The organism is Curtobacterium sp. VKM Ac-2852, from assembly GCF_013205045.1.
GTDB lineage: Bacteria > Actinomycetota > Actinomycetes > Actinomycetales > Microbacteriaceae > Curtobacterium > Curtobacterium flaccumfaciens.
In genome coordinates this window covers 387,381-400,199 of sequence record NZ_JABMLI010000004.1, presented here as the reverse complement: position 1 = coordinate 400,199, position 12,819 = coordinate 387,381, and the positions used below count along the sequence as shown (strand labels likewise).

At 70.2% G+C, this 12,819-nt stretch carries 11 protein-coding genes; 8 read left to right on the top strand and 3 right to left on the bottom strand.

Going from position 1 to position 12,819, the window contains the following annotated elements; genetic code table 11:
* Nucleotides 1-170: 170 nt before the first annotated feature.
* Entirely contained in the window at nt 171-1,889 is a 1,719-nt protein-coding gene (locus HQQ79_RS16890; protein WP_111056994.1) for an ABC transporter family substrate-binding protein, read from the top strand.
* 106 nt (nt 1,890-1,995) lie between these two features.
* Here HQQ79_RS16890 and HQQ79_RS16885 read toward each other — a convergent pair whose 3' ends face one another.
* The 3 genes from HQQ79_RS16885 to HQQ79_RS16875 form a co-directional block, all read right to left on the bottom strand.
* Nucleotides 1,996-2,547 (bottom strand): PH domain-containing protein, encoded by a 552-nt coding sequence (locus tag HQQ79_RS16885; RefSeq protein WP_173035792.1) that lies wholly within the window; start codon nt 2,545-2,547, stop codon nt 1,996-1,998.
* A gap of 193 nt (nt 2,548-2,740) precedes the next feature.
* Complete coding sequence (locus HQQ79_RS16880) at nt 2,741-3,220, bottom strand: peroxiredoxin (RefSeq protein ID WP_111094745.1); 480 nt, start codon at nt 3,218-3,220, stop codon at nt 2,741-2,743.
* A gap of 76 nt (nt 3,221-3,296) precedes the next feature.
* Nucleotides 3,297-4,046 carry a CPBP family intramembrane glutamic endopeptidase gene (locus HQQ79_RS16875; protein ID WP_173035790.1) on the bottom strand — a complete coding sequence of 250 codons (750 nt, stop codon included), beginning with the start codon at nt 4,044-4,046 and terminating at the stop codon, nt 3,297-3,299.
* A 121-nt stretch (nt 4,047-4,167) separates the two neighbouring features.
* On the opposite strand from HQQ79_RS16875, the gene typA reads away from it, so the two are divergent.
* The 7 genes from typA to HQQ79_RS16840 all read left to right on the top strand — a co-directional run bounded on the left by typA (nt 4,168) and on the right by HQQ79_RS16840 (nt 12,197).
* Nucleotides 4,168-6,090, top strand: coding sequence for a translational GTPase TypA (gene typA, locus HQQ79_RS16870; protein ID WP_027464562.1), 1,923 nt, complete (start codon nt 4,168-4,170; stop codon nt 6,088-6,090).
* Nucleotides 6,091-6,187: 97 nt separating this feature from the next.
* Nucleotides 6,188-7,381: an amidohydrolase gene (locus HQQ79_RS16865; protein WP_027464563.1), complete on the top strand. Its 1,194-nt coding sequence runs from the start codon at nt 6,188-6,190 to the stop codon at nt 7,379-7,381.
* 117 nt (nt 7,382-7,498) lie between these two features.
* Entirely contained in the window at nt 7,499-8,047 is a 549-nt protein-coding gene (locus HQQ79_RS16860) for a hypothetical protein (RefSeq protein WP_071404165.1), read from the top strand.
* Nucleotides 8,048-8,066: 19 nt separating this feature from the next.
* Nucleotides 8,067-9,251: a PIG-L family deacetylase gene (locus HQQ79_RS16855; RefSeq protein WP_111056999.1), complete on the top strand. Its 1,185-nt coding sequence runs from the start codon at nt 8,067-8,069 to the stop codon at nt 9,249-9,251.
* 35 nt (nt 9,252-9,286) lie between these two features.
* A complete protein-coding gene (fdxA, locus tag HQQ79_RS16850) occupies nt 9,287-9,604 on the top strand; it encodes a ferredoxin (RefSeq protein WP_017887060.1) in 318 nt (105 codons plus the stop codon).
* Nucleotides 9,605-9,615: 11 nt separating this feature from the next.
* Nucleotides 9,616-10,734, top strand: a complete 1,119-nt coding sequence (gene dapC / locus HQQ79_RS16845) for a succinyldiaminopimelate transaminase (RefSeq protein ID WP_173035788.1) — start codon at nt 9,616-9,618, stop codon at nt 10,732-10,734.
* A 164-nt stretch (nt 10,735-10,898) separates the two neighbouring features.
* Entirely contained in the window at nt 10,899-12,197 is a 1,299-nt protein-coding gene (locus HQQ79_RS16840; RefSeq protein ID WP_081827170.1) for a citrate synthase, read from the top strand.
* Nucleotides 12,198-12,819 lie beyond the last annotated feature (622 nt).

Sequence of the window (12,819 nt, the reverse complement as noted above, 5' to 3'; positions counted from 1 at the left end):
CAACGGAAGTGACGCTATGCAACATTCGTTACGAGCGTGTTTCGATTCATCGCACAGACCCTTGTGCCGCCTTCGGATGTGGCTAGGGTTCTCAACCAACAGGCGCGACGGCGGGGGCCGCCGCGGTCCAGCGCGATCTGCGCGAACCACAACGAAAGGGAATCCTCGCCATGCGAAAGAGGATCAAGGGCATCGCCGTCCTGGCCACCGCTGCGGCAGCTGCCGTCGTGCTGGCCGGCTGCTCCGGCGGCGGAGAAGCGGGCGGCGACAACTCCGCGGTCGCCGAGTCGTCGCTGAAGTCGACCGGCTGGACCGTCGCGGACCGCGCCGACGTCAAGGACGGCGGGTCGATCACCCTGCCGATCGACACGGCTCCGGCGAACTGGCAGCTGGCCAACCTGGACTCGGGGACCGTCGACGACACGACGATCTCGCAGACCTACCTGCCGGGCTTCATCCAGTTCAAGGAGAACGGCGAGTGGGAGGCGAACAAGGACTACGCGACCTCCGTCGAGCTGACCAAGGACTCGCCCCAGACCGTCGAGATCAAGATCAACCCGAAGGCCGTGTGGTCGGACGGCACCCCGATCAGCGCGAAGGACGTCATCGCGAACTGGAAGGCGCTGAACGGCACGAACAAGGCCTTCGCGCCCCTCGCCACCAACGTGTGGGAGGACGTGGACTCGGTCAAGCAGGGCTCCGACGAGCGTGACGTCATCATGACGTTCTCGAAGACCAACGCCGACTGGGCGAGCGTCCTCGGCGCGATCTACCCGTACTGGGCCGTCGACACCCCGGACCACTTCAACAAGGCCTGGGCCAAGGGTCCGTACGCGGCCGACGGCAAGACCTACGTCTCCGGTGGCCCGTACATCCTGAAGTCCTTCGACGCCAACGGTGGCGTCGTGACCTTCGAGAAGAACCCCAAGTGGTGGGGCGACGAGGGCAAGCTCGACACGATCGTCTTCAAGACGGTGTCCCGTGACGGTGTCGCCCAGGCGTACGGCAACAAGGAGCTCGACGCCTTCAACCTGAACGGCAGCGCCGACAACCTCAAGACGGCGAACTCGCGCTCCGACTCGAAGATCGAGCGGTCGCTCGGCACCACGCAGCGCCAGATCACGCTGAACGGCACCTCGGACGTCTTCAAGGACCAGGACGTGCGCCAGGCGTTCGCGCAGGCGATCAACCGCAAGGTGCTCGCCCAGGCGATCCTGTCGCCGGTGAAGAGCCCGGGTGACGTGCTCAACAACCTCACGTACCTGCCCGGCCAGGAGGGCTACAAGGACGACGTGTCGAGCGTCTACGGCTACAGCACCGACAAGGCGAAGTCGAAGCTCGAGGACGCGGGCTGGAAGATCGGCTCGGACGGCTACGCGACCAAGGGCGGCAAGGAACTCGACGTCCGCTTCGTGATCCCGTCGGACAACCCGAACTCGGCGAACGTCGCGCAGCTCGTGCAGCAGCAGACCAAGCTCGCCGGCTTCAAGGTGACCATCGACACCGTGCCCACCGACGACTTCTTCACGAAGTACATCACCACGACGACCCGTGACTTCGACGCCACGTACTTCGCGTGGCAGGGCACCCCGTTCCCGATCTCGTCGCTGAAGTCGATCTACTACCCCGCCGACGCCGGCCAGAACTACACCGGCGTGACGGACGACTCGCTCGGTGCCGCCTGGGACAAGGCGAACGGCGAACTCGACCCGGAGGCCCGCATCAAGGACGCGCAGGCCATCGACAAGAAGATCGTCGCGGTCGCCGGCACCATCCCGCTGTTCGCCGAGCCGTACGCCTGGGGCGTGCGCAAGGACCTGGTGAACTACGGTCCGGCGCAGTTCCAGCAGTCCTCGGTCAAGTGGCAGGACGTCGGCTACACGAAGTAGTCGGCCCGCGTTCACGAACGACACCCCCGACGTCGCACGACGTCGGGGGTGTCGTTCTGCGTCGGGCTGACGGCCGACCGGACCGGCCGCGACGACTGCGCGACCGCTAGAACCGAGCCGCCGCCAGCGACGCCGCGACCCCGAGGACGACCATCGCCAGGATCGTCCAGCCGTGGGTGCGGTGCGTGATCGGCGCAGCCGTCACGCTCGACGGGGGCGGCCCGTCCTGCACGGCCGGGGCGGGCACGTGAGCCAGCATCCGCGCGGCCGCAGCGTCGACGTCCAGGCGATCCGGGCCTCCCGGCCGGTCACCGGTGTGCGCTGCGAGACGCGCCGTCGGGCGGGTCGCGATCCAGACGCGACGGACGCCCTCGCTGGTGACCACCTCGATGCCGTACTTCGTGCGCACCTCGCCGATGCGTGACCAGGTGTAGGTGCTGGTCCGCCGGACGTCCACGATGCGCAGGTGCTCCGGCGTCAGCTCGATCCGGGGCCGCCACAGCGCCGCCCACGCGACGAACGCGACGGCGATGCTCGGGATCGGCACGAGCCAGGGGGCGCCGCCGCCGAGCAGGGCCAGTGGGACGAGCGCGACGGCCACGACCCAGAGGACGACGGCGAGGGCGCGCAGGCCGGGGGCGACGATGGTGGTGGGCACCGGACGAGGGTACGAGATGCCTCCCCGGAGACGCCCGGGGAGCGGGTGTGACACACCGGCGCGTATCTCCGGACGACCCGATTCCCCGGGGAGGCAGATCCTGGACGGACCCTCGTGCCGTCCATGGTCGTCGCCCCCAGTTGGGGTGTCAATACCCCATCTCGGCGCACTCAGCGGACTCCCACGCCGGGGGCTACGAAACGAGCAGTTCGATCTGTTCGCGGATGGTCTCGGCCTTCGGGAACCGCAGGCCGACCAGGCCGATGTGCCGCCACCGGACCACACCGTCGGGGCCGATCACGAAGACCGACCGACGCAGGCCGATGCCCGGGGCCTGCACCCCGTAGGCGCGGATCACCGAGCCGGCGGTGTCACTGAGCAGCGGGAACGCGAGCGAGGAGCCGCGGGCGAACCCCTCGTGCGAGTCGAGTGCCTGCGGGCTGATGCCCCACACGGTGGCGCCGAGGTCGGTGAACTCGTCGAGCTCGGCCTGGTAGCTGCAGAGCTGGGCCGTGCAGACCGCCGTCGCGTCGCCCGGGTAGAAGGCCAGCACCACGGTGCGGCCGATCTCGGCGGACAGGTCGTACTCGTCGTCGGTGCGGACGCCGCCGCGCACGACCATCCCCGGCAGGGTGAACGACGGGGCGGACTCGCCGATCGCGGGGATGCTCATGGGTCTCACGGTAGGGCGACCCGGCGGGGGTTGGCCCTCGGCGCGCTGTGCGGGGGCTGTGGATGCGCTCCGCGGCCTACGAGAACAACTGCGGGAACGCGTGCGCCACCCAGGGGTACCCGACGAAGACCACCGCGTCGAGCAGCGCGTGCGTGATGACGAGCGGCAGGAGCCGGCCCCACCTCGTGTAGATCCAGCCGAACACGACGCCCATCACCGCGTTGCCGACGAACGCCCCGAACCCCTGGTACAGGTGGTAGCTGCCGCGCAGCAGGGCGGTCGACAGGATCATCTGCCAGCGGCCCCAGCCCAGGTCGCCGAGTCGGGCGTACAGGTACCCGATCACGATCACCTCTTCCTGCAGACCCGAGCGGATCGCGGACAGCAGCAGGACCGGGACCGTCCACCAGTACGAGTTGAGCGCGGCGGGGTCGACCGCGACCGTGATGCCGAGCGCCCGCCCCGCGAAGTACAGCGCGAGCCCCGGGATCCCGATGCACAGGGCGATGAGCGCCGGGCCACCCAGGTCCGGCTTCGCCCGGAACCGGTCGATCCCGAGTCGGCCGAGGTGCGGCCGCGACGTGCTCCACAGCAGATAGCAGACGAGCGCGACCGGGGCCAGGTCCACCGCGATGCCGAGGAGCTGCCGGGCGAGGTCGACGTACTGCACCGTCGTCGACGAGGTGTTCAGGGCCGTCGACTGCTCGCCGAGCGGGGTCGTCTGCGACAGGTCGTCGATGATCTGCAGGATCGAGTAGAGGGCGCTGGCACCGAGCGAGAGCAGCAGGACGATGGTGATCTCGACCCACGTTCGCCGACGGCTCATGCGCTGTACTCCTGTCGCTTGCGAACTACCGGTAGACTGGCGTGTCGGGCGTTCTGCCCACGGGTGCGGTGCTGTGAAAACACTGGCCCGACACTCTCCCAGAAATTGAAGGATGTCCTGTATGGCGCTCGCCACCCGGTCCGACCTGCGCAACGTCGCCATCGTGGCACACGTCGACCACGGCAAGACCACCCTCGTCGACGCGATGCTCACGCAGACCAACTCGTTCGACGCCCACTTCGAGGGCGAAGACCGCATGATGGACTCGAACGACCTCGAGCGCGAGAAGGGCATCACGATCCTCGCGAAGAACACGTCGGTGCTCTACAACGGCAAGCACGCGACCGAGTTCGGCGCGGACGGCCCCATCACCATCAACGTGATCGACACGCCCGGCCACGCCGACTTCGGTGGTGAGGTCGAGCGCGGCCTCTCCATGGTCGACGGTGTCGTGCTGCTCGTCGACGCCTCCGAGGGTCCCCTGCCCCAGACCCGCTTCGTGCTGCGCAAGGCGCTCGCCGCGAAGCTCCCGGTGATCCTGCTCGTCAACAAGACGGACCGGCCCGACTCCCGCATCGACGAGGTCGTCTCCGAGTCGCAGGACCTGCTCCTCGGCCTGGCCTCGGACCTGTCGGACGAGGTCGACGACCTCGACCTTGACGCGATCCTCGACGTCCCGGTGGTCTACGCCTCGGGTCGCAACGGCGCCGCGTCGCGCAACAAGCCGAACGACGGCGAGCTGCCCGACAACGACGACCTCGAGCCGCTGTTCGAAGCGATCCTCCAGCACGTCCCGGCCCCGAAGTACGACGACGAGCACCCGCTGCAGGCGCACGTCACGAACCTCGACGCCTCCCCGTTCCTCGGTCGCCTCGCGCTCCTGCGCATCTTCCACGGCACCATGAAGAAGGGCCAGACGGTCGCGTGGGTCAAGCACGACGGAACCGTCGTCAACGCCCGCATCACCGAGCTCCTCATCACGAAGGCGCTCGACCGCTACCCGGCCGAGTCGGCTGGCCCCGGTGACATCGTCGCCGTCGCCGGATTCGACACGATCACCATCGGCGAGACCCTGACCGACCCCGAGGACGTCCGCCCGCTGCCGACCATCACGGTCGACGACCCGGCGATCTCGATGACGATCGGCACGAACACCAGCCCGCTCGTCGGCAAGGTCAAGGGCCACAAGCTGACCGCCCGCATGGTCAAGGAGCGCCTCGACCGCGAGCTCGTCGGCAACGTCTCGCTCAAGGTCCTCGACATCGGCCGCCCCGACGCGTGGGAGGTCCAGGGTCGTGGTGAGCTCGCACTCGCCATCCTGGTCGAGCAGATGCGTCGCGAGGGCTTCGAGCTCACCGTCGGCAAGCCGCAGGTGGTCACGAAGCGTGACGAGAACGGCAAGCTGCAGGAGCCGTACGAGCACATGACGATCGACACGCCGGAGGAGTACCTCGGCGCGATCACGCAGCTCATGGCCGCTCGCAAGGGCCGCATGGAGAACATGACGAACCACGGCACCGGCTGGGTGCGCATGGAGTTCATCGTCCCGTCGCGCGGTCTGATCGGCTTCCGCACGTCGTTCCTGACCGAGACCCGCGGTACCGGCATCGCCAACGCGATCTTCCACGGCTACGACGAGTGGGCCGGCGCGATCCAGACCCGCATCAACGGCTCGATCGTCTCCGACCGCTCCGGTGTGGTGACGCCGTTCGCCATCACGAACCTCCAGGAGCGGATGTCGTTCTTCGTCAACCCGACCGAAGAGGTCTACGAGGGCATGGTCATCGGCGAGAACTCGCGCGCCGACGACATGGACGTGAACATCACCAAGGAGAAGAAGCTCACCAACATGCGGTCGGCGAACGCCGACACGTTCGAGTCGATGACGCCGTCGCGTCAGCTCTCGTTGGAGGAGTGCCTCGAGTTCGCCCGTGAGGACGAGTGCGTCGAGGTCACCCCCGCCGCCGTGCGCATCCGCAAGGTCGAGCTGGACGCGTCGGCTCGCCAGCGCTCCTACGCGCGTCTCAAGCGCCAGGACGCGTAAGCACCAGCAGCAACACCCGCGGAGGCCCGTCCTCCGTCCGACGGCCCGGTCACCTGCAACAGGTGGCCGGGCCGTTCGCGGTTGTACCGTGGTCAGCGTGACTCTCGACCTGCTCTCGATCTACCAGGACCTGCACGCCCACCCGGAGCTCGGCTTCCAGGAACACCGCACCGCCGGTGTCATCACTGCGAAGCTCGCCGAGATCGGTGGGATCGAGGTGACGACGGGCGTCGGCGGCACCGGCGTCGTCGGTGTCGTGTCGAACGGCGAGGGCCCCGTGGTCTGGCTCCGCGCCGACATGGACGGCCTGCCCGTGCAGGAGCGGACCGGGCTGTCCTACGCCAGCGAGCACGTCGGCACCGACGACGAGGGCCGCGAGGTCCCGACCATGCACGCCTGCGGCCACGACATCCACGTCACGTGGCTGCTCGGCACGCTCGAGCGCCTGGTCGCGACCACGGGGGACTGGCGCGGCACGGTCGTCGCCGTCTTCCAGCCTGCTGAAGAGGTCATCTCCGGCGCCCGCGCGATGGTCGAGGACGGCCTGGTCGAGCGGTTCCCGAAGCCGGACGTCGTGCTCGGGCAGCACTCCGCGCCCGCACCGGTCGGCATCGTCGCCGTCGGCACCGGCCCCGTGATGGCGTCGAGCGACCGGCTGACGGTGACCTTCAACGGTCGTGGGGCGCACGGTTCGGCGCCGCAGGCCTCGCTCGACCCGGTCGTCACCGCGGCCTCGGCCGTCGTGCGGCTGCAGACCGTCGTCGCCCGCGAGGTCTCGCCGAGCGACGCGGGGGTCGTCACCGTCGGCAGCTTCCACGCCGGCACGCGGGCGAACATCATCCCCGACGAGGCCGTCATCGAGATCTCGACCCGGGCCCGCAACGAGGAGACCCGCCAGCGCATCATCGCGTCGATCGAGCGCATCGTCCGTGCCGAGAGCACGGCCGGTGGCCTGTCCGAGCCGACGATCGTGCGTGCACCGGGCGCCGAGGTCACCGTGAACGACGCCGAGGCCGCCGCCACCGTGCTCGAGGCCATCCGCGCCGAGGTGCCGGGAGCCCGCGACCTGGAGATCGGGCTCGCCATGGCGTCGGAGGACGTCGGCCAGCTCGCCACCGCAGCCGGAGCGCCGCTCGTGTACTGGTTCACCGGCATCACCGACCCGGAGCGCTTCCGCCGCGGCGAGGAGATCCCGAGCAACCACTCGCCGTTCTACGCGCCGCAGGCCGAGACCGCGATCCCGGTCGGCGTCGACGCCCTGGTCGCGGCGACGCGCGCCTACGTCGCCTGACGCGTTCTTCGGGAAGGAGGCCCGGGGCGGCCCCGCCGCGCACGTGACCGCCCCGGGGACGGCACGTTCACAGCCAACTCGCGCCGGGCCTCCCGGCTCGTCCGTTACGGTCGCGCCATGCGCTCCCTCCGTACCCCGCTGATCGCCGCCGTCGCTGCCGGCATCGCCCTGGCCGGACTCACCGGCTGCTCGACCCAGGCCGTGCAGCAGGCCACCGACCTCGGGTCCTCCGTCGCGTCGAACGTCGCCGACGGGGTCGCGGGCATCGACGGCAAGGCGATCCAGGACGGCATGTCCTCGGTCGCCGGGGGCATCGACGGTGCGCTCGACACAGCGCTCAAGGGCGCGGACGTCACCTCCGACGGCAAGGTGCCGGACGGGTTCCCGTCGGCCGACGTCCCGCTCGTCGACGGCACCGTGCTCGGCGGGGGAGCCGGACCGAACGGCTCGGGGTGGGTCGCGCAGGTCCGGGCGGCCTCGGTCGACGACTTCCAGGCCGCCGTGCAGCAGCTCACCGACGCCGGGTACACAGAGTCGGCGAAGCGTGCGGACTCGTCGAGCGCGTTCGGCATGTTCCGGAGCGACGCCTACCGCGTCGTCCTGACCTTCTCGGAGACCAAGGACAGCGGCGGCGTCACCGCGACCTACATCGTCACGCCCCGCTAGTCCCGTACCCTTGGGGACGATGTCGAAGGCCCCTGCCACGCGCCCCGAGCGCGTCCTGATCGTGCACGCCCACCCCGACGACGAGACGCTCTCGTCGGGCGGGACCATCGCGACCCTGCTCGAGCGCGGCGCCGAGGTGACCGTGCTCACCGCGACCCGGGGCGAGCGCGGCGAGATGCTCACGGAGCGGTTGGCCCCGCTGGCGGGCGACCCCGCGCGGGTGGCACGGCACCGGGAGACCGAGATCGCCGCGGCCCTCGCCGCCCTCGGCGGGCCGCAGCACCTGTGGCTCGGCGGGCGCGGTGCCCGGCCGACCGACCTGCCGGAGCGTCGCTACGTCGACTCCGGCATGCAGTGGGGCCCGGACGGGCGGGCCACCGCCGCGGACGACGCCCCGGCCGACTCACTGACCGCGGCCGACCTGGGCGAGGTCGTGGACGACGTCCGCGCCGCGATCCGCTCCACCGGTGCCGACGCCGTGATCAGCTACGCCGACGACGGCGGCTACGGGCACCCCGACCACGTGCGGATGCACCACGCGGCGCAGTACGCGGCCCGAGCCGAGGAAGTCCCGTTCTCGATGATCGTCGACCCCGACAGCGGTCAGGCCGACGTCACGGTCGACGTCCTGCCGGTCCGGGCCAAGGTGCGTGCGGCGGTCGAGCAGTACCGCTCCCAGGTCGCCGTCGACCCCGTGGACCCCGCCGACCCAGCGGCCCTGTCGTGGGTGATGCCGCACGGCGTCCGGCAGTACGCCCCGGCGGTCGAGGCGTTCCGGCACGACGCGGCCCCGCAGCCGGCGGCTCCGCAGACCTACGCCGAGATGTCCGGCCAGGGCAAGGCCGCGGCGGTCGTGGTCTCGCTGCTGCTCGGGCTGCTCGCCGGCGGCCTCGGGACGGTCACGCACCAGCAGACGATCGGCGCGTTCCCCGTCGGACTCGTCGTCACCACCCTCATCGTGCTCGGCCTGACCGTGGGCGTGCGGCTCGTCTACCGCTCGCGTGCGATGGTCGCCGCGATCGGCATCGGGATCCTCGTCGCGACGCAGGTGCTCGTGTCGGTCGGCGGGGAGAGCTCGCCGCTCGTCCTCGCCAACGCGGCCGGGTACGTGTGGACGTTCGCCCCCGCGGTCATCGCCGCCCTGGTCCTCGCGTGGCCGGACCTGTCGGGGCTGCGGTCCCGGACGGCCCCGGGCCGCGAGTAGACTCGAACCCGCTCGTCGAAGGGAGCACCCGAACCGTGACCTACGTGATCGCCCAGCCCTGTGTCGACGTCAAGGACCGCGCCTGCATCGACGAATGCCCGGTCGACTGCATCTACGAGGGTGACCGCTCGCTCTACATCCACCCCGACGAGTGCGTCGACTGTGGTGCGTGTGAGCCGGTCTGCCCCGTCGAGGCCATCTACTACGAGGACGACCTGCCCGACCAGTGGGCCGACTACTACAAGGCCAACGTCGAGTTCTTCGACGAGGTCGGGTCGCCCGGTGGTGCCGCGAAGGTCGGTGTGATCCACAAGGACCACCCCGTCGTCGCAGCCGAGCCCGTCCGCGGCTGACCGGCCCTCTCGTGGCGCTCGACCTCCCCGACTTCCCCTGGGACCAGCTCGTCCCGTTCAAGCAGCGCGCCGCGGCGTACGAGGGCGGCATCGTCGACCTCAGCGTCGGATCGCCCGTCGACCCCACGCCCGAGGTCGTCCGCACCGCCCTGGCCACCGCGACCGACGCGCACGCCTACCCGCAGGTCGCCGGCACCCCGGCGCTGCGGCAGGCCATCGCCGACTGGTACGGCCGTCGGCACGGCGTCGCCCTGACCGAGGCGAACGCGCTGCCGACGATCGGCTCGAAGGAGTTCATCGCGGGCCTCGCGCTCTGGCTCGGCATCGGCCCCGGTGACACCGTGGTGTTCCCGGCCGCCGCGTACCCGACGTACGAGCTCGGCGCCGCACTGGTCCGCGCCGATGCCCTGGCCTCGGACGACCCCGCGGCGTGGCCGTCCACCACGAAGCTCGTGTGGCTGAACTCCCCGGGCAACCCCGACGGCCACGTGCTGACCCTCGACGAACTCCGTGCCGCCGTGGTCCGCGCCCGCGAGCTCGGAGCCGTCATCGTCGGCGACGAGTGCTACGCCGAGCTCGGGTGGGACCCGGACTACGCCACCACCCCGACGCCCACGATCCTCGACCCGCGGGTCGTCGGCGACTCGCTCGACGGCGTGCTGAGCGTGTACTCGTTGTCGAAGCAGTCGAACCTCGCCGGCTACCGTGCGGCCTTCGTCGCCGGTGACGCCGCGATCCTGGCCGACGTCCTGGCCGTCCGGAAGCACGCCGGGCTCATGCCGCCGCTGCCCGTCCAGCAGGCCATGGTCGTCGCGCTGCAGGACGAGACCCACGTGCAGCAGCAGAAAGCCCGCTACCGAGCTCGCCGGAACATGCTCCGGCGAGCACTCGAGGACGCCGGGTTCCGGATCGACCACAGCGAGGCCGGGCTCTACCTCTGGGCCACCCGTGGCGAACCCGCACTCGACACCGTGGCCTGGCTCGCCGACCGCGGGATCCTCGTCGCACCGGGAACGTTCTACGGCGCAGCAGGGGGCGAGCACGTCCGCGTGGCCCTGACGGCGACCGACGAACGCATCGCCGCGGCGGCGCAGCGACTGGCGAGCAGCCGTCGCCTCGGTACCGCGTAGCACGGACACGAGTACTCCGGGCGGGCCCCGCAATCCGTGAGGACCACCAAATCGTCACCTGGGATGTGTGCACGACCGACAGGTGCCGCGATTAGGCTGTCCTCGTGACTGACACTGCCAATGACGCTCAGAAGACGGCCACACCGCCCACCACGCCCGTCCCCGTGAGTCCCGCCGCCGAACAGCAGGGCGCGACCGCGACGCTGACGTTCCCGGGCGGCACGGCGGAGTTCCCGATCCTGCAGAGCGTCGACGGCGCGTCCGCGATCGACATCTCGACGTTCAAGAAGCAGACCGGGATGAACACGCTCGACTACGGGTTCGTGAACACCGGTGCGACGAAGAGCGCGATCACCTACATCGACGGCGACCAGGGCATCCTGCGCTACCGCGGGTACCCGATCGACCAGATCGCCGGCAACTGCACCTTCCTCGAGGTCGCGTGGCTCCTGATCTACGGCGAGCTGCCGACCCCCACCGAGCTCGAGCAGTTCGACGCCCGCATCCGTCGGCACACGCTGCTGCACGAAGACCTCCGCCGCCTGTTCGACGCCCTGCCGCACTCGGCGCACCCGATGTCCGTGCTCTCGAGCGCCGTGAGCGCCCTGTCCACGTACTACGAGGACGACATGGACGTCGACGACCCCGAGAAGGTCGAGCTGCAGACCGTCCGGCTCCTCGCCAAGCTCCCGGTGATCGCGGCCTACGCCCACAAGAAGGCCATCGGGCAGGCGTTCCTGTACCCGGACAACTCGCTGTCGTTCGTCGACAACTTCCTGCGGCTGAACTTCGGCACCATGGCCGAGACCTACAAGCCCAACCCGGTGCTCTCGAAGGCGCTCGAGCGGCTCCTCATCCTGCACGAGGACCACGAGCAGAATGCCTCGACCTCGACAGTGCGCATGGTCGGCTCGACGAAGGCGAACATGTTCGCCTCGATCTCGGCCGGCATCAACGCCCTGTACGGCCCGCTGCACGGCGGCGCGAACGAGGCCGTGCTCGAGATGCTCCAGCAGATCAAGGACTCCGGCGAGCCCGTGACGCGCTTCGTCGAGCGGGTGAAGAACAAGGAGCAGGGCGTCAAGCTCATGGGCTTCGGACACCGCGTCTACAAGAACTACGACCCGCGCGCGAAGCTCGTCAAGGAGTCCGCGCACGAGGTCCTCGAGTCCCTCGGTGTGCAGGACGACCTGCTCGACATCGCGATGGAACTCGAGCAGATCGCGCTCGAGGACGAGTACTTCGTCAGCCGCAAGCTCTACCCGAACGTCGACTTCTACACCGGCATCATCTACAAGGCGATGGGCTTCCCGCCGCGGATGTTCACCGTCCTGTTCGCGATCGGTCGTCTGCCGGGCTGGATCGCCCAGTGGCGCGAGCTGAACAACGACCCACTGAACAAGATCGGTCGCCCGCAGCAGCTCTACGTGGGTGCGCCCGAGCGGGACGTCCCCTCGCGCTGACCGACTCCGAGCGCCCCGCCCCACGGTTCCGTGGCGCGGGGCGCTCGTGCGTGTGCGCCGCGTGGCATTCCGCCCGCTCGCGGGGCGGTGGGGCGGCGGGACGCGCCGCTCGCCTCCGCCGAGTGGTCGTGAACTGTCGTCGGGCGGGTGTCGAACCGACGGTTCGTGCGTCCTCGGCGCCCGCGGACGGTGTGTCGTGACCGCTCGCGGGTGGGGCTTTGGACGCGACGGCCTGGAGGCCCGGTGGCGGTCCCGCGGACCGGCTCCGGGCCTCCAGGCGGGCGTTTCGGGCGCGGGGCGGCGGGGCGCGCCGCTCGCCTTCGCCGAGTGGTCGTGAACTGTCGTTGGGCGGGTGTCGAACCGACGGTTCGTGTGCCCTCGGCGCCCGCGGACGACGTGTCGTGACCGCTCGCGGGGTGGGGCACTGGACGCGACGGTCTGGAGGCCCGGTGGCGGTCTCGTGGACCGGCTACGGGCCTCCCGTGCGGGCGTGTCGGGCGCGGGCGGCAGGGCGCGCCGCTCGCCTTCGCCGAGTGGTCGCTAACTGTCGTTGGGTGGGTGTCCAACCGACGGTTCGTGCACCCCCGGCGCCCGCGGACGACGTGTCGTGACCGCTCGCGGG